Here is an 18027-nt window from a genome sequence, read left to right as displayed (position 1 = left end):
AATCTTGCGGCATTTTTATTGCAAAGCCAACATTCCAACAGAAGAAATTTCTGGTCTTTTCGCTTTGTAAAATACATTTGTGTGGAAATGTCATTTTTTTATGATATGTTAATGTCTGATTTTCCAACTCAAACCCTTTGATTGGACGACGATTTTTTATTTTATGGAATATGCAGAGGTCCACATCGAGGAAATCCCCTCCGTTCCGCAGGTTCTGCTGGAGCTATTGCGTCTTTTCCACCAATCGACGGTGGAATTTGGCGATATCGCCCACATCATCGAACAAGATCCGGTTATTTCCGCCAAAATCCTGCATATCGCCAATACCTCCTTCTATCGCCAGTGGTCAGAAATCAAGCATATCCGCCGCCTGCTGGTGGTCATGGGCATCGATGAAGTCCGCCATATCGCGGTCACCAGCGCTATTTACCAGTATTTCAGTCAATTTTCCGAACATCAGGAGGATATCGTCACCGCGATCTGGGCGCGCTCGCTGCTCTGTGGGCATATCACCCAGGAGCTGGCCCGTCTGGTCGGCTATCCCTTTCCTGATGAAGCTTATACAACCGGCCTGCTCTCCCGTTTCGGCCAGCTTGTGCTGCTGAAGAACCACCCGGAGAGCTATCTCGATATCCTTTTCATGGACGATCCGGATTCGGCCGTGGAGCGGGCCGAGAAAAAACTTTTCAACGCATCTCATGCGCAGGTCGGCGCCGCGGTGATCCGGCAGTGGCCGCTGCACCCTTTCGTCGCCGACGCGATTCTGTTCCAGAATACTCCTCAGGCCGCCTTGAGCGATGCATCGAATCTGGTCAAGCTGCTTAATCTGGCGGCAAGACTGACCCAGAGCGTGCTGCACGGGCCGGACACCCCGGACACCCGCCCTCATGACGACCTGTTCGGACTGGATGAAGCGCTACTGGCTGAATGCCGCGACTGCGCACGGAGAACGGTTCTTGAGTGCGCCCAGCAGTTCGGCATCCATTCGAGTCTGATCTTCCCTTCAACCGACAAACCCAACCGGGAAGAGAAAACCGCGACGCACCAGCAGATGCGGCACAAACTTTCGCAGTACGTACGCCATGCAGCCCTGACCGGAAGCAGTGAACTCGATGCGTCTCCGGCCGACACCCCCGAGCAGATCTTCGATCGCATCCGGCAGGAGCTGACCATCGCCTTTGGGTTGCAGGATATCCACTTCCTGACTTACGACGAAGAGAATCACTCGCTTCACCCCCTGTCGACAGTGGATGATGGGCAGGATTTATTGCGCGAGCTTCATATCAATGTCGACAAATCAGCCAGCCTTGCCGCCAGGGCCCTGAAAACAGGCCGGATCCACTGCACCTTCGATTCCGTGGAGGAGGACGATCCCGCCGCTGTCATCGATCAGCAGCTCTGCCGTCTGCTTCATCAGGACGGCCTGCTGTTTTTGCCCCTGCGCGACGGGGAAAAATTTCTCGGCGTCCTTTTCGCAGGGGTTTCGGAACCGCGCTGGCGACGCATAAAACCGCCCGCCATTGGTATTGAGCTGTTTTCGCAGCATATTTCGCGCTACATGGCGCGCGCCCTGAGGCTGCTGGACATCCACCGCAAAATGCTCACCGATCAGCAGGAGGAGATGCGGGTTGAAGCCCGCAAGCTGGCTCACGAAATCAACAATCCTCTCTCCATCATCAACACCTACCTGTTTGCCTTGACCACCAAGCTTGGCGAGAATCACGCTGCATCGGATGAGATTTCCGTCATCCGCGAAGAAATCCTGCGTATCGGCGGCATACTTGCCCGGCTCAGAGATCTCGGCACAGCAACAGAGGATGAAAAGAGCCCCCTGCAACTCAACCAGACGATTGAGGATCTGATCAAACTCTTCAATCAGACCCTGTTCAAGGGGAAAGTGATTCAGACTGAAATTTCTCTCGATGATCGCATCCCGCCTCTGGCCATCGGCAGCGCCGCGGTCAAACAAATTCTGATAAACCTTGTCAGAAACGCCGTGGAAGCTCTGCCGGACGACGGGCTGCTGCGGATTACGACCCGCGACGGGATCTATAAGAACGGGCAGGTCTTCGTGGGGATGAAAATTGAAGATAATGGTCCGGGAATTCCTCCGGACATTCTGAAAAATTTATTTCAGCCTGTGGTCAGCACCAAAAAAGATCACAGCGGACTGGGCCTGTCCATCGTCAAAAACCTGGTCGATCGCATGGGTGGGGAAATCTCTTGCGTCAGCGACCCGGAGACCGGAACCATTTTCGACATTCTGATGCCACGCCGGACAGTAGACACAGATTCCAGCAATGAAAGTGGCGATGTCTCCGATCCACGGGAAGAATGATTTGCTATCATGTTGATTCGATCCTCGAAAATTCTGATCGTCGATGATGAAGAAAGAATCCGCTCGGGCCTGAGTGCGGTTTTACTGCAGGCCGGCTACGAGATCGCCTGCGCGGCGAACGGCCGCGACGCGACGACCCTGCTGAGCAAAAAAGATTTCGGCCTGGCGCTTCTCGATATCAACCTGCCCGACGTCAGCGGACAGCAGGTTCTTGATTTCATCCGGCGCCGCCAGATCGACACCTCCGTCATCATGGTCAGCGGCGAATCGACCTTCGAACAGGCCACCGCCGCACTGCGCAAGGGTGCTGCAGACTTTATCGCCAAGCCTTACGACCCCCAGAAACTTCTCGACACAGTCTCCGCCGTACTCAAAAAACGTCAACGCAAAAAAGAGTATCTCAAGATCCAGGAGCGGCTGCAGGGATCGGAAGAGCTGCACCGCTTCATCGTGGACAACTCTCCCGATCTTATTTTCATGCTGGACGATCAGGGCTACTTCTCTTTTCTCAACGAGAAATCCCGCCAGTTTCTCGGTTGCCAGGGCGAGGATTTTCTCGGGAGGCATTTTTCTGAAATCGTACTCAGCCAGGATTTCGAAAAAGTGTCCCAGGCGTTCCGCTACCTCAACCGCGGCGGCCATCAGGCCACCCGCAGCATGGAACTCAGGCTGCGACCGCGCAACGGGGGAGAAGTCCGCCATGTGGAAGTTTGGGCCATTTCAGTTGAGATGAACTCTCTCGGCGTGTACGCGACCCAGCGCGACCAGGGCCGCCCCATGGTCGGGATATACGGCGTGGCCCGCGATATCAGCGACCGCAAACAGTCTGAGGAACTGCGCCGCTACCATCTCTACCACGATCAACTGACCAACCTGCCCAACCGTGCCCTGTTCACCGACCGGTTACAGATTGCCCTCGGCCAGGCCAGGCGCAAAAAACAGCAGTTGGCCGTCATGTTCCTCGACATCGACCGTTTCAAGATGATCAACGATTCCCTGGGCCACCTCGCCGGCGATGAGCTGCTGCAGAAAGTTGCCCAGCGCCTCAAGGAGAGCCTGCGCGAAGGCGACACCCTGGCGCGCATCAGCGGCGACGAATTTACACTGCTGGCGCCGGATATCGGCGGGGTCGATGCGGCCGACATCATCTGTCGCAAAATCCAGTCTGTTTTCGAGCAGCCTTTCCAGCTCCATGGTCAAACCGTCAGAGTCACGTTCAGTATTGGTTATGCGGTCTATCCTCATCACGGGCAGACCAGGGAAATGCTGCTAAAAAATGCCGACCTGGCGATGTATCGGATCAAAGGAAAAGGACGGAACGGGCACTGCTGTTTCACGGAGGAGATGAACAGAATCAACTCCTACCACTTCGACATCGAAAATTCCCTGCATCGCGCCATCGAAAACAATGAACTGAGGCTCTTCTACCAGCCGCAGCTCGATCTAAGCACGCACAAGGTCGTGGGGGTGGAGGCTCTGGTCAGGTGGGAGCATCCAGTTCGCGGTCTTCTTTATCCCAGCGAATTCATCCCTGTCGCCGAACAGACCAAACTGATCTGCTCCATCGGCAACTGGGTTCTGGAACAGGCCTGCCGTGATGCCGTCAGACTTGCCGAAGCAGGCTATTCCGACCTCAAAATGGCGATCAACGTTTCAGCCCAGCAGCTGGAGTTGGGGCACTTCGATCGAGACTTTCTCAATATTCTCGGCAAATTTCCTCTCGACCCCACCCGCCTTGAAATCGAAATCACCGAAAGCAACCTGATGCAGGACATGGACAAGTCCATGCGTATTCTTACGACTCTTGCGACCCATGACGTACGTATCGCAGTGGACGATTTCGGCACCGGCTACTCTTCGCTGAGCTATCTGCAGACACTGCCGATCCATACCCTGAAGATCGATCGCTCATTCGTGAGGAACATCGTCCCCGGCGGCGAGGGGCAGAACACCATCATCACTGCCATTCTGGCCATCGCCAAAGGCCTGGACCTTAATTTTATCGCCGAGGGGGTGGAAACCGGCGTCCAGGATGCCTACCTGCGCGAGGCCGGCTGCCTTCAGGCCCAGGGGTTCCACTACTCCCAACCGATCGGATTCAACAAACTGCTTGCTTTCCTCGAACACTGGAATCCACAGCGGAATTCGACGAATTCAAAAATCTCCCCTATTCAAAGCTACTCTTCATCGAAAAGCTGAAAACCACTGAGTCTTCCGCCACCTGCTCCAGTTCACCCTCCTCAACTTCTCCCCCGGGGGCGGTCGGGGTGGTACATTCCGGCTGGGGCTCAGCCAGCGACTGCAAGGTCTTTTCTCCCTCCGCCAACGCCAGCCAGTAATCCGCCATCCGGCGACAGCCGTAGTCACTCACATGCTGAGGGAAAACCGCGCATTCACGCCACAGGCACCCCAGCTGCCGCTGTGCGCCGCTCTCTCCCTGGCGGGCTGCGGTATGCAGCCACTGAACAAGCTCTTTTTCGCTTGAGGGCGTTATCATGCCGCGGACATAAAGGCGCCACAGGTTATACGAAGCCACATCGCTATCAGCTTTGGCCGCCTGACGCAGCCAGGAGAGGATAAGATCCCGACTCGCCGATTGTTCGCCAATGCGGCCCTGGTGCCGAAGGAAAAGCACCGCCAGGTCGTTCAGGGCATCCGCCTCTCCCGAATCGGCGGCGCGCTGAAACCATGCCAGAGCTTGTGCTGCAGCATCTGGAGCGTCCTGCTCCAGCGCGATGCGCCCCATCTGGTGCGTGGCGCCTGGGTGATTTTTCCGGGCAGCGGCTGAGAACAATTCAAATGCCCGCTCTCTGTCCACCTCAACACCACGTCCTTTTTCGTATATCCATCCCAGGACATACAGGGCATCGCCATAGCCTGCGTCTGCCGCCATCTGCAGCCAGTGCAGGGCGTTGTTAATGTCGGCGCGCAGGCCCTGAGCACCTTCCAGGTAGAGAAGTCCCAGCCCATACTGAGCTTCCGCCTGCCGGTTTGCTGCCGCTTTTTCCAGCCAATGCCTGGCGCGCTCAATATCGCTGCGGTAGCGTGCATGTTCGAGGGTGTAAACACCCAGGACGTTCTGCGCGGGTCCATATCCGCCCTCGGCGGCCCTTGTCAGCCACCGCATGGCCTGCTGTTCATCGCGCGCGACCCCTTCACCCCGGGAATAGACCTCCCACAAGCGCAGCTGAAAGGGGTGGCTGCCGTGCTCAGCCATGCGCCGGACCTCCTCCAGATCTTCCGCCACGGCATTGGACGTGGAAAGACACAGGACGCAGAAAAAGACCAGGGCCGACAGAATCCGCACCACCTGGAGAGTCTTCTTTATCGGGTTGTCGAGGGATCGTGAGGGTCGAAATGGCATCCGGTGCACCTTTTAAATTTTTCCAGCATGGCAGTCTCATGCGGCGGATCATGGCAGTCGCGGCAGGCCAGCGCCTCCCCGTGACGGACATGACAGACGGAACAGGCCCAGTCTCCGTGTCGGCTGGGAGTTCTTGCCCATACGGCGTAAACCGAGCTGTGACAACTCTTGCAGGACTGCGTATCAGCAGCGATGGGCAACTCACCGCTTCGAGGGCGGTGCGGCTGGTGGCAGTTCATGCATTGTTCTTTATCCTGAGAAGGATAATGGGGAACGTGACACTGGAAACAATCTGGAATCATTCTATGTTCTTCAATGTGACAGGCGTCGCAACTCATTGCGCCGTGGGCGTTTGAGCCTTCATTCAAGATCCCCGCGGCTTGCGGATGACATTGTTGGCAGGTGTCTTTCAACAGATCGTTTTTAATTGGCACCGTCGGCGCATGGGCGTTGCGGTGGCATGAGAAGCAGGGCATCTCGATATTTTCATGGGGATGCCCATGACATCCGGCACAGCGTGGCATTCGATTGACAAATTCGTCTTCGCTGCGCCGCGGGACATGAAAAACTTCGTGACACTGGCGGCAGTCGAGGCGATGCCCGCCGCCGCGGGCTTTCAGATCGGAAAACTGGCCCGGATGGCAACTCCCGCACTGGGCCGTCGTCATGGGTCGGGGGGAGACGTCCATGACCGATTCCCCTCTTGCGAGAATTGCAGAGAAGAGCAAAAGGCTCAAAATCAAGAGGGATGTCGCACATTTTTTCCCGACACAGTCAGACATCACGCATCTTCCGGGGAGATTTCAAATAGAAAAATTAGATAGATAGCCATATTTTAAAATTTATTTAACTTTTTCCTTGGCAAACGCCAATCTTAATGTTATTTAATAGGGTGTCACAACCAAGCATGGGGGGATGATGATGACAGCTCTGAAGCACCGGAGAAGTTCCGTTCTTTTCTTCTCAGCAATGCTCTGTCTGGGATTTTGTCTATTTTCTTCAGACGCAGATGCCTTTCATTGGGGTGGCGGTGATTACTGCCGCGGGTGCCACGGCGCCATCGGCGAGGACACATCCTCTTCGACCCTGGGGCTTCTCGGCGGTGACGCCAGCTCCACCTGCCTGCGATGCCATGACGATACGCATCGCGTACTCACCGAAAACGGCGGCGGCCATTCCCCCGGCGGGGATTTCTACTGGCTGACCCGCGAATATTCCCAAAACGGCTATGAAGACCGGGCCGACAGCCACGGGCACAACATCATCGCTGTCGATTACGGTCTGACCCGCGACGCCTTCAAGGACAGGGCCCCCAGCAGCGGCGGCGGTGTCTTCAGTTCAAACTGGCTGGAATGCACCAGCTGCCATGATCCCCACGGGCTGAGCTACCCGAGCTATGACTTCCGGATGCTGCGCTCTACCGGCTGGATCGAAAACCGCGCCGGGGTCAGTTATTACTTCCCCAACCCCTCCCCCACCGCCGTCTCCTATTCCGGCCAGGGCGGCGACTGGCCGACCGAAACCGACCAGCGCCACACCGACTACGGCGAAGGGATGTCCGAGTGGTGCAGCAACTGCCATGTCGGCTACACCAATTCGAGCCAGCACAGTCACGCGGCAGGCAACAACGCCTACCTCAATCAATACGCCGACCTGTACAACAGCTACGTCGCCACCGGCGATTTCACCGGCAGCGCCGACAGCGCCTACGACCACTTTGTGCCCTTTGAGCGCGGGGTGGATGAAAACCTCCTCGACCCCTACAGCACCCACGGGCCGGACTCCCAGAGCCGCGTCATGTGCCTCACCTGCCACCGCGCCCACGCCACACCCTTCGCCAATATCGGCCGCTGGGATTTCCAGACGCAGTTCATCGCAGATTCGCCGGTTTTCTCTTCAGCCGACAGCGCACAGGCTTTCTACGGCGACGACATTGAAATGCGATACGGCACCTTCCAGCGTTCACTCTGCAACAAGTGCCACGTCCAGGATTAACCCCCTCCCTTGAATACTCCCCTCTCCCCAGCGGGCCGGGGGTGAGGGAGGGTGAGGGAGGGTGAGCGAGACCAATCAATCCACCACGGAAAAATGCTGCACGCGGTTGTTGTTGCGGTCGGCGATAAAGACATTTCCCTCCTGGTCGATGCTGATCTGCGAGGGGTAATAGAGCATCCCGTCACTCCATCCCATAGACAGTTTATGCCCCAGGAAAGACCCATCACTGCTGACCACCGCCAATCCGCTGCCATACTGATCGAGCAGATAGATGCGCCCTGAATTGTCGACCGCAATGCTGGTCGGGAAATTCATGAGGTCCTTCATGCTTTCGGACAGGGCGGAAAACTCCTCCTCGCCTTTGAATGCCCGATAAACAACCGCTTCGACGCTGTCGAGCAGATAAACATTGCCCTGCCGGTCCACCGTGACATCGGAGAAGAAGCCATGCTTGGGGGGAAACGGGATCCCGCGGACAAACTGCCCTCTCCCATCAAGCACCAACACCCTTTGCGAGAAGATGTCGAGCAGGTAGATGGTTCCGTCGCCGCCAAGAGCAAAACTGCGGGGGACGACCTTGCCGTCATCAGGCAGGCCCTTGGGGTCCAGGCTGCCGCGGGGTGCGCCTTCGGGACTGAGCAGGTCGATCCGGCGATTCTTGCCGTCCAGCACATACATGTTCCCCTTGGAATCGGGGCGCACCATCAGCGGGTAGGATTTAGCCACCGGAAAGATGGTTTCCGACACAGGTCTTCCGTCACTGAGTTCATAGCGCAGAATCCGCTGGTTTCCGCTGTCGGCGACATAGATGAAGTTGTCAGTCACGGTGACCCCCTCCGGAGACTTCAACTGCACTCCGGATTCATCGGTATAGATGGTCCCGACGTATTTCAACCTGACCTGTTCGGACGACCAGCACGGCAATGCGACCAGGAGAGCGAAAACCGTGATCAGGATCAAACGGGCTGCTTTCATGAACTTTACCTCCGATATTTGGTGTGGCATTGGACACACAGGTCGTTGATGGTTTCGTAATAGATGAAATGCTTGTATTCCGTGCCGTGAGTCCGGTGGCAGCTCATGCAGTCCAGTTCCATATTACGATTGCGCGGGTCGACAATGCCTTCGCCGATGGGATGCGTCGAGTGGGTCTGCCATTCGTGGCACTCCCCGCACAGATCGAAGGAAGAGGCGTTGTTGAGCAGGAACATGTTGTTGGAGCTGTGCACCGAGTGGCAGGTCGCGCATTCACCTTCAGCAATGGGCGGATGTGGCGTCTGAGATCGCTCCTGGCGCGAAACGGTATCCGCGTGGCACGTGCCGCACAGCTCCAGCATCGGCTTTTCGAGCAGTCCCGTCACGGACGAGGCATGGGGCGAATGGCAGTTGATGCAGCCGGCGCCATCCACCAGCGGCCAGTGAATCCGCTCCTGGTTGAAGGTCTCGTTGACCATGTCGTAATGGCAGCCCCGGCAGAGTTCGTAGCTGTCTCTGATCAGCGCAAACGGCTCGGCTGAATCCGGCGCGTCATGGCACTGCTTGCACATGCGGTTGCTGACCGGTTCATGCACCACGTCGTGCAGGATCGACTTCTGCCCGGAGCCATGCGGATTGTGGCAGGAGGAACAATCCGCCGTTTCCACGGGATAGCCCATGTGGAGGTCCTTGAAAGTTCCCTTGCTCGTATCGTGGCACTCCACACACAAGGCCGGGGCACTTGCGGTTAGCAGATGGTCGTTGTCCTGCGACGCATGGGGATTATGACAGGTCAGGCAATCCTGCTGCACCGGCGTATGCGGGTAGCGGTTGTCGGCGATATCCTCGCCCAGTTCGACGTGGCAGCCGAAGCATAGCGCGCTGCCGGCCTCGATCAGGTTGTTGCGGTTATTGGAGGCATGAGGGTCGTGACACAGGGTGCAGTTGCCCTCAAGCACAACCTGGTGGGTGCTTGCGGCATCCTGCGGCACGATATCCTCGTGGCAGCTCTGGCAGATGCTGTTGGCATCAGCCGCCATCAGGCGCCCGTGATCAGTGGTGTGGGGGCTGTGGCAACCCGTGCAGTTGCCTTCAGCCAGCGGGGAATGAATGTGTTTTTTCTTCATTACATCCGAGAATGTCTCATGGCATTCAAGGCACATCTTGCCGCGTGCGCCTTCAGCGAGCTTGAATTTCCCCTGTGCAGCGGCCATGGAGGCAACCGACAGGGAGGCCAAAAAGACAATCAGCATGAATATCCGTTGATTATGCAGTCTCATGTCGTTCACCTCACTGCTTCTCGACAACATGGCAGGGTTCGCAGGAGCCGGCCGCAAAGGGTGCGTGCATGACATCCTTGAAATAATTCGGGTCTTTGGATGCATGCGGGTTGTGACAGGAATTGCAGTTCATGTCAGCGGCCTTGATCCCGATATGCCCCCGGCTGAAAGATTCGGAATCCGGTTCATGGCACTGCCCGCACAGTTGATGGAGCGGCTCGTTGGTCAATGAAGGTTCCGCAGCGTAATGGGGCTTGTGGCACTGCAGGCAATCGCGGTCCGCAGGCGAATGCACACGCTGCGAAGCGAATTTCTCCTTCATGTCCGTATGACAGCCCAGGCACAGATCGACGCCCGGTGCCCGCAGCAGGGTCTCCAACGCCGCCTTGTGCGGGTTGTGGCACTTGCTGCACTCGCCCTCGGCAGCAGGCTGATGAGTGCTTCGCGCCTGGACGAATCCGTCTTCCATATCAAAATGACATTCGGCGCAGAGCGCTCCCTGCTCCTGACTCAGCATCCCCTGGTGACGGCTGGCATGGGGATCGTGACAGGTCATGCAGTCGTTGTCGGCAAAGGGTTCATGCAGGTTCTCGCCACGACCGGTTTCCAGCATGGAGCCGTGGCAATCTGCACACAATTCAGCTCCTTGAGCCTTCAGAAAACTGCGGTCACTCCCGCCGTGGCCATTATGACAGGTGGTGCAGCTGCCGGACCGCACCGGCTGGTGAACCACGCGCTGAACATATTCGCTCTCCAGCTCCGCGTGGCACTGGTAACAGATCAGGTCCGCGCGGCCGTCGAGCATGCCGCTCGCGCTTGAGCCGTGCGGGTTGTGGCAGGTGACGCACATATCATCATCCACCGGTGCATGGGTCTGGTTAAGCTTGGCCAGATCATCCTTCACGCCGGAATGACATTCGTAGCACAGGTCGCCGTCGCTCTTATCCACCAGACCGGGTTTTTCGGCCGAATGGGCGCCGTGACAGGAGAGGCAGCCGCGTTCGGACTGAACCGGCGCATGGGGGTAGCGCCTGGTGCCGCTTTTGTCATCGTGGCAGCCGAAGCACAGGTCATTGCCGGTCGCGGCCAGCAGAGTGGGGTGATCCGACACATGGGGGTCGTGACAACTCAGGCATTCTCCGCCTTCGAAAGGCGCATGCTTGACCGCGTCGGCCCCCTCCACCTCTTCAGCGTCGTGACAGCCCATGCACAACCCTTCGCCGCTCTGCGTGACACCGAAAGGTTCGGCAGAGGCAGGGGGATTATGACAGGCATCGCACATGGCTTCGGCGGTCGGTGAGTGAATACTGCTTTTGAGCAGCACGCTCTGTTCGGATGAATGGGGATCATGGCAGACGGTACACGACCTCTGGTCGACCGGGTATCCGCCATGGCTTTTCTGGAAGGAGGATTTACCCTTGTCGTGACAGGAGAGGCAAAGCTCGACCGCCTCCAGGGTCAGCAGATCCAGCTGGGACGCAGCATGGGGCTTATGGCAGGCATTGCAGCCCGTTTCCTCAATCACCGCATGCACATTCCTGCGCTCGTAAGGGGTCCGATCATGGCAGCTGAAGCAGACCTCCTTCCCCTGCGCTTTCAGCAACGCGCCGTGGTCCGAGGCATGGGGGTCATGGCAGCTGCTGCATTCTCCACTGCGCAGAGCGCCATGCACCACCTTTTCTTTCATCCCCATCTTCTCCCGATCATGGCAGGTGAAGCAGAGCTTACTGCCCGATTCCTTCATCAGCAGTTTCGGGACGATGCCATGGGGCAGATGGCATTCTTCGCACTTCAGCTCCTTGACCACCGGATGGACATTTTTCTTATCCAGATATTCTTTTTCAAAATCCTGATGGCAGTCGATGCAGCCCTGCCGGGCAAAGCCTCTTTTAGCCGCATCGGCAGAACCGCTCCAACCCATAACCGTGCCAAGCATCAGGATCAATGCCAGGCTTAATACACAGACTTTTTTTTCCGATCCATGCAACATGATAGCGACCTCACTTGAGAAAAGCCTACTGTTGAGCAACAGAAGTCGACCTTGCAGTCACTGTGCTTTCCATCAATTTTTTTCAAACGAGAGAAAGATATTTGTCGGATAATGCTGCTTGAGCTGTGCCACATAGTTCTCCAGCCCATCGATCACATGCTTCTGAAACACCTCTTTGAGAATCTGGCTGCGCACCTGGTCGTAGGGTTTGGGCTCAGGCGGATAGACCTTTTCAAAGAAGATGACGTAGTGAAGTTTACCCGGATCGGAATACAGCATGGAACTGCCGCTGCGGATATTCTCTGAGTTTTCCTGAAACTCTTCGGGCAGGGACGTCATGCTGATAATCCCGCTCTCAAAGTCGAGCAGGTCCTTGTCATCCGACGGCGCAAGTCCTTCCGAATTGCCCGAGACCCATTTGAAATCACTGCCGCGCTTGAGCTTATCAAGCGCATTGAGTGCATCATCTTTCTTGTGAAACGCCAGGCTCTTCATCCTCACCATGGCCGGGGTGGAATGATCTTCGATGTTGTCATCATAGCCGGCGCGAATTTCTTCTTCGGTCAATTTGATATCGTTGACCACGGCTTTCTGGATAAAGGTATCGAACAGCGTGCGGCGTTCGAATTCCTCCACTTTCAGCTGGTAGCGCTGCGTCTGATCAAGCCCCGCATCCAGCGCCTCCGCCTTGCCGGCAATCCGGAAGATCCAGTCATCGAGGATCTGCTCGGCGCGCTTGTCGGCTTCAGGACCGTTCAGATCGATGTCGGTGCCGTGAAAATAGGTTTCTTTCACCTTGTCGGCCAGCTCCCTGACCTGCATCTTGTGAACCTGTCCCTGGGCTTCGACCGTCACCAGGGTGCGCCGGTCGTCGAAAAAGGTCAGCAGGGCATCGGAGAGCTTCGCGTCCGGGTTTTCTTTTTTGAACGCAGTGAAATTGAAATCTTCGCGGGCTTTTTCATCGAAAACCGCGTATTCATCGATGATTTCATCGATGTATTTTTCCGTTTCACGCGCCACTTTCCGATCCCAGGCGATTTTGCGAGCCACCTCCAGGGCGGCGGGATCTTCGATAAACTTGCGATCTTCGAGCTTGAACACGATGAAATTGTCGTCGACCTTGAACATCTTGCTGACTTCGCCGACCTCCATGTCCTTGGCGTGGCTCGCCACCTGCGACCTCAGCTCCTTGAACGGAACAAAATCCTCATCCTCGCCGCCTGAAGCCAGGCCTTCTTCAACCTTTTCCTTGATCAATTTGTCGAAGTCCGCACCCTCTTCCAGCGCCTGCATGAAGGCGGCTGCATGTTCCTGCTTGGTGAACTGGTAGCTGCGCAGCTTGGCGGCCAGGGAGATGTCGTGGTAAATGCGGTCCACCTCTTCATCGTCCAGCACCAACCCTTCAATGCGACGGTCCAGCAGTTCATAGAGAAGCGTGCGCTCGGCAAAGTCCTTGACCTGCTTCTTAAAGGAATCCGTCTGGTCGAAACCGATGTTGCGCGCCTCGCGTTCCACCAGCCGGATGGTGACCAGCCGGTCGAGCAGTTCCCCCGGCTTGTCATGATGGTGATCCCCGCCGCTTTCGGCATGCATGGCGTTGAGTTCACGGATAAACTCCCCCATGGGGATGGCATCACCGTCAACTTCGGCGACCGGCGTAAAAAGAAAATGCTGTGAAAAAATAGGAACCTTCAGGGTCAGCACTTGATCCTTGTCGATCTTCCCATCCACAAAAACGTCCACCTCTTTGCGCTCCCCTCCATCCAGACGGGCCGCAACGAGACGGTCAAGAACCTCGTTGAATTTGCTGTTCAGGCCGGCGATGTCGGAACTTTTCCGGACCTCCACCGGCAGCGCAGCCGTTACCTCCCCCAACGCAATGGGGCGCCCTTTAACCAGCGCCACCGGCGTCTGCTCGAACAGGGGCGAAAACACGGGCACGCTCAGGGTATAAGCCTGGTCGGTGGGCAGCGCCGGCGCCCCATGATCGTCCATCCCCTGTTCCATTCCTGAACCAAAAGCGAACGCGGAAGAAACTCCAACCCCAAGAAACAATCCGATCAAAAAAAGTCTAAAAAATACGTGCATGACAACTCCTTGCTGATGTAGGTAAAACTCAATGGCTTAAAAGCATGGCGCCGACCCTGTCGGCCAATCGATGCATCAATCCATGAGCGGTGTGAATTCTGCCGAAATCGAAAAAGTAGACATTCTTATCTCCCCGCGCGTCGCTGCGTGACCACCAGGCCACATCCCGAGCCGGCCCATCAAAAATCTGAACGGAAAAATCGACCTTGGGTACCCCCCTCAATCCCTGGTAATCAAAAACCTGGCCTGACAGAATCAGGTCTGCGGATAAGGTCGTGCGGCTTGCCAGAACATCCGACACAGCCAACGACGGTCCCGCCGGCATGATCAGTCGATATCTGAGCAGCTGCTCCCGGACCAGGCCGGGCTCGAAAACATGCAGATTTTCAAAACCATGGAGGATTTCAGTAAAATGCAGAGCCGCGACAAAACCGGCATGGGCACGCGCGTATTTATTGAGGAATGGCACAACAGCCACCGCGTACTCCCCTTCAGGATTGAACCAGGATGCGCGGTAATACTCCCGCGGATCGTATTTAGACCTGTGTGAAAAGAGCAGCGGATCTTGTTCATCGAGCGTAGGATCGCCATATTCTGCTGGTTCATAGCGAACAAGAGAGGCCGGCGATCGTGATTTAAAGCCGCTGTGCAGAAAATTGTCCAAATCATCGAGCAGCGCTTCTACCGCCATGTCGATCAGTTCTTCGCTGTCATCGATCAGCCCCAGGCCGAGAAAACCCGGCGATTGATCCCCGGAAAGGCCGACGCTCTTTATCCACACGATTTCAGGGTTGAGTCCCGTTGTCACGATACGGCAGATCAACGATATTTTCGGAGGCCCCTGCTCCTGAAAACTCTCCAGTGACGTGACGAAAACAGCCTGGGCCCCAGTTTCGTCACGCAGCAATCTTCCCATGCGCGACCCGATGCCGCCGGTATGCCGCATGCGATACTTTTTCATGAACGATTCGAGTTCGGTTTCCGCGAGCAGGCGAAACTCCCGTCCACGAAGATTTTCCATGATTTTCCGGCCGATCTCCGTCACTGGCGCCCTGACGCCGCTGAGATTTTCCGGCGGCAGGTAGGCCAACAGGGTGTCGCGTCCAAAACCGGGATGAACTTCGCCCGCCCGCTTCCACCCCGTATCCGTGGGAAACGCTTCGGCCACTTCCTCACCCCGAACCGTGCCGGTGAGGCTGACAAGGACCAGCAGGAAGAACAGAAATTTATTCAAACAGTTGATCCAGCAGATCATTAACCGCCTTTTCCGTCACCTTGTTCATAGGTTCACCGCCTCCGCCGAACATGCGGTCCGACAGGGTAATCCCCCCCTGGGTAGACGAGCCGGACCAGACCACGGTGCCGGTTTCCGTCTCTATCATCTGCAGGCTCAGCGACACAATGTTCGCTTCGCTCTGTCCCGAGCGCACCGTCCCGTACTCACGCAACACGCCGGTCAGCACCGCTTCGACGTTCAGGATTTTACCCAGGGTTTTGACTTCGTCGGCGGTGGGCGCTTCCGGTACGCGCACGTTGGCCCGCTCAATACCCCGCTGCACCTCTCCCGGCGGCAGCACATACATGGCTTCAGTGGCCTGCAGCATCCCCATATAGGCGTCGCGCACCCGGTCTGCCGCATCGTCGTCACTGGTCAGGTTCTCGAACGGCATGACGGCGATACTCTGAACAGCGGCGAAGTTCATGTTGAGATTCTTGTAGGTCCGGCCATTGCCGCCGCAACCGGACAGAAGAGTCCCGATCAACAGCACCCATCCCAGAAGTAGAAAGCAGCGTATCATCGACATAAGCGTCCCCTTGCGTATGCTTTGCTCAGTGAGATCAGTTATAATAAAAGCGCAGATTGGCTTGAAAGGATTGGTAGTCCACCTCTTCAACGCGATCCTTGTTGCGCCCCAGGGTATAGGTCAGGGTCAGGTCGGTGTTGCGGGCCAGCGCCCAGGTCAGGCTGGGCGAAAAGCTCCGCAGCCGCTCGTCGTCCGAATCCCCTTCTTCGCTGTAGCGCAGGTTGAGCTGCAGGGTTCCGTCGCGCAACGGCAGCCAGCCTGCGCCGAACTCCCATTCGGAAAAGGTTTCAAGGTCCGTATCACGAATTTTATATTCCCCGTTGAGCGACAGGGTGTCGGTGGGCGTCCAGAAGGCACGCACCCGCCCGGTCTGGTCCTGCCGGTTGTCGCGCTCTTCCTGCCGGGTCCAGCGCACGGAGTAGTCGACGATGAAATTCAAGCGCCGATGCGGCACGATGCTGTTGGCCACCCGCACGAAAAAACTCTCCATCTCCCCCTGTTCGGCCTGATCCTGCCAGGTGTAGCCCTGGTCGAAAGCCACATCCCAGCCGCGGTAGAGTTCCGCATTAGTGCGCAGGAAAACGGCATGGCTGGTGCTGCGCCCTTCGTCTTCGTCGACGCGCTGTCCGCTGTAGGTCAGGCTCTGCCGCAGGGTCTCAAGCCAACGTGCGCTCATCTGGGCGGTAAACTGGTGCGACTCGAAATCGTGATCGCCGTTGCGCCAGCGGTCGTTGCGCAGAAAACGGGCCGAGGTTGAAAAGACCTGGTTGATGATATGGCTGATGTTGAAGATATTGGACATCTGCCGGTTCTCGATATCGAACGCATCAACCTCCTGGTCCTGATAAGCCAGGTCATAGCCGACCCGCGTCTTGTCGGTCATCTTCCACCCAACCCCAAAATTGAGGTTGCGGGAGATGGAGACGATCTCGTCGTCGTCATCGGGGGCCAGGGCGAAAAATCCGGCGATCCTGGAGACTGGAATCGAGTCGAGCGGGAGCTGGGTCACCGGATCGCGCAGAACTGCGCTGGTGACGACCTTGATGTATTGGACCTCCTGCTGTCGCGCAAAGCGGATCTCGAAATAATTATCGACCGGGTCGTAGTCGCTTGCCGTGACCGGAACCGATGTCCAGTTAAGCTGGTCATCGCTGATGTAAATTTCCCATTTCCATTTGTTTTCAATCCGGTCGATTTCATAAACATCAAGCCCTGGGGCAAGGAAGACGCGCAGACGATCTATTTCCACCTCCTCCGCATAAGCAATACCGATACTGACCCGATTCCCGCTGCCGCCGCCTCCCAGGTCCACTTCGGAGAGTGGCCCCTCGGCATCCGAGGTAAAGTCGTCGGGGAGGTTGCTGTCAGGGGCAAGATCTTCTTTAATATAAAAGGAACTGCCGGATGAGGTGGTCGGAACAATCCGTTCACCTGTCCCGGAAAACTCCACCGTCGACCGCTCGGCCTGCACCCGCGCATTGAGTGTGAGGCGATTGTCGAAAAATCCGCGCGAATAGCGCACCCGACCGTTGTGCGTCTGCGTCAGGGTGCGGGTGCGGGTATCTTCGGTTTTCTGTTCGTCGTCGCTGCGCATGTAATTGTAGAGAAATTCGTAATTGCGATAGGCATAATCAACCGTGGTCCGATAAAAATGGGATTCCTGGTCGGTCGTTTCCGGATCGCTGTTTCGCAGGGTACGGGTGTAGGTGGTCTCAATGCCGGGCAGATCCACCGGTCTCCACTCGGCGCGGGCGTCGTATTCCTCGACAAATTGCTTGCTGGTCTCAAGGCCGGTGCCGGAGCGGGTTGTCTCGCTCTCCCGGTACCCTCCCGCCAGGGTGTAGAGGTCGTTACCGAGTTCGACATCGACATAGGGGCGCAGCAGTTCTCCCGTCGTGTCAGTGCTTTGTCCGTCGATGTCACTATCAAGATCGCTTCTTTCGAACAGGATGCCGCCATTGACCAGCAGGGTCGGGTAGACCTGGCGACTGAGATCGGCGCGGTACAACTGGCGAAAGCGGCGGCTGTCGCTCTGCGTTTTTTCATTCGTCTCAAGGCGCGTGGTGTCCGATTCACTGTAAGACCAGGTCCAATCGCCCATCAGCCGAATATCGGCAACCGCCGACAGAGGCGTCAGCATCATCGCCGCGAAACACAACACCGAGCATGCGATAAGGCCGGGCTGCATCATC

At 56.9% G+C, this 18027-nt stretch carries 12 protein-coding genes; 3 read left to right on the top strand and 9 right to left on the bottom strand.

The features are described from left to right. The first annotated feature begins 163 nt into the window (after nucleotides 1–163). Entirely contained in the window at nucleotides 164–2338 is a 2175-nt protein-coding gene (locus tag GSUB_RS07345; RefSeq protein ID WP_040200000.1) for an HDOD domain-containing protein, read from the top strand. A gap of 9 nt (nucleotides 2339–2347) precedes the next feature. Further along, nucleotides 2348–4537 carry a putative bifunctional diguanylate cyclase/phosphodiesterase gene (locus GSUB_RS07340; protein WP_052464724.1) on the top strand — a complete coding sequence of 730 codons (2190 nt, stop codon included), beginning with the start codon at nucleotides 2348–2350 and terminating at the stop codon, nucleotides 4535–4537. Here the strand turns inward: GSUB_RS07340 and GSUB_RS07335 are convergent. Together GSUB_RS07335 and GSUB_RS19030 are read right to left on the bottom strand one after the other, a co-directional pair. Next, a complete protein-coding gene (locus GSUB_RS07335) occupies nucleotides 4506–5702 on the bottom strand; it encodes a tetratricopeptide repeat protein (protein ID WP_040199999.1) in 1197 nt (398 codons plus the stop codon). The genes GSUB_RS07340 and GSUB_RS07335 overlap by 32 nt on opposite strands. Further along, nucleotides 5663–6391, bottom strand: a complete 729-nt coding sequence (locus GSUB_RS19030) for a cytochrome c3 family protein (RefSeq protein WP_144401979.1) — start codon at nucleotides 6389–6391, stop codon at nucleotides 5663–5665. Before GSUB_RS19030 ends, GSUB_RS07335 begins: the two co-directional genes overlap by 40 nt. Before the next feature lie 226 nt (nucleotides 6392–6617). Here GSUB_RS19030 and GSUB_RS07325 point away from each other — a divergent pair, with 226 nt between their 5' ends. After that, a complete protein-coding gene (locus tag GSUB_RS07325) occupies nucleotides 6618–7697 on the top strand; it encodes a hypothetical protein (protein ID WP_158414055.1) in 1080 nt (359 codons plus the stop codon). Between the two features lie 75 nt (nucleotides 7698–7772). On the opposite strand, the gene GSUB_RS07320 is transcribed toward GSUB_RS07325, so the two are convergent. From GSUB_RS07320 to GSUB_RS07290, 7 genes are all read right to left on the bottom strand, one after another. Beyond that, on the bottom strand, nucleotides 7773–8672 hold the full coding sequence (locus tag GSUB_RS07320) for an NHL repeat-containing protein (protein WP_040199995.1): 900 nt from the start codon (nucleotides 8670–8672) through the stop codon (nucleotides 7773–7775). A gap of 5 nt (nucleotides 8673–8677) precedes the next feature. Beyond that, a complete protein-coding gene (locus tag GSUB_RS07315) occupies nucleotides 8678–9952 on the bottom strand; it encodes a cytochrome c3 family protein (RefSeq protein WP_052464722.1) in 1275 nt (424 codons plus the stop codon). A gap of 10 nt (nucleotides 9953–9962) precedes the next feature. Next, nucleotides 9963–11942, bottom strand: a complete 1980-nt coding sequence (locus tag GSUB_RS07310; RefSeq protein WP_052464720.1) for a cytochrome c3 family protein — start codon at nucleotides 11940–11942, stop codon at nucleotides 9963–9965. Between the two features lie 72 nt (nucleotides 11943–12014). Continuing rightward, the gene (locus GSUB_RS07305) at nucleotides 12015–13937 is read right to left on the bottom strand and encodes a peptidylprolyl isomerase (RefSeq protein WP_158414054.1); all 1923 of its coding nucleotides are present in this window, start codon (nucleotides 13935–13937) and stop codon (nucleotides 12015–12017) included. 121 nt (nucleotides 13938–14058) lie between these two features. Further along, nucleotides 14059–15264, bottom strand: coding sequence for a hypothetical protein (locus GSUB_RS07300; protein ID WP_144401978.1), 1206 nt, complete (start codon nucleotides 15262–15264; stop codon nucleotides 14059–14061). Continuing rightward, a complete protein-coding gene (locus GSUB_RS07295; protein WP_040199992.1) occupies nucleotides 15257–15835 on the bottom strand; it encodes a GNA1162 family protein in 579 nt (192 codons plus the stop codon). The genes GSUB_RS07300 and GSUB_RS07295 overlap by 8 nt, the downstream gene beginning before the upstream one ends. Nucleotides 15836–15869: 34 nt before the next feature. After that, nucleotides 15870–18026 carry a hypothetical protein gene (locus GSUB_RS07290; protein WP_040199990.1) on the bottom strand — a complete coding sequence of 719 codons (2157 nt, stop codon included), beginning with the start codon at nucleotides 18024–18026 and terminating at the stop codon, nucleotides 15870–15872. Between the last annotated feature and the right edge of the window lies 1 nt (nucleotide 18027).

The sequence above is a fragment of the Geoalkalibacter subterraneus genome (assembly GCF_000827125.1).
Taxonomy (GTDB): domain Bacteria; phylum Desulfobacterota; class Desulfuromonadia; order Desulfuromonadales; family Geoalkalibacteraceae; genus Geoalkalibacter_A; species Geoalkalibacter_A subterraneus.
The sequence above is the reverse complement of the archived record's forward strand: the minus strand, read 5'-3'. Positions and strand labels throughout refer to the sequence as shown.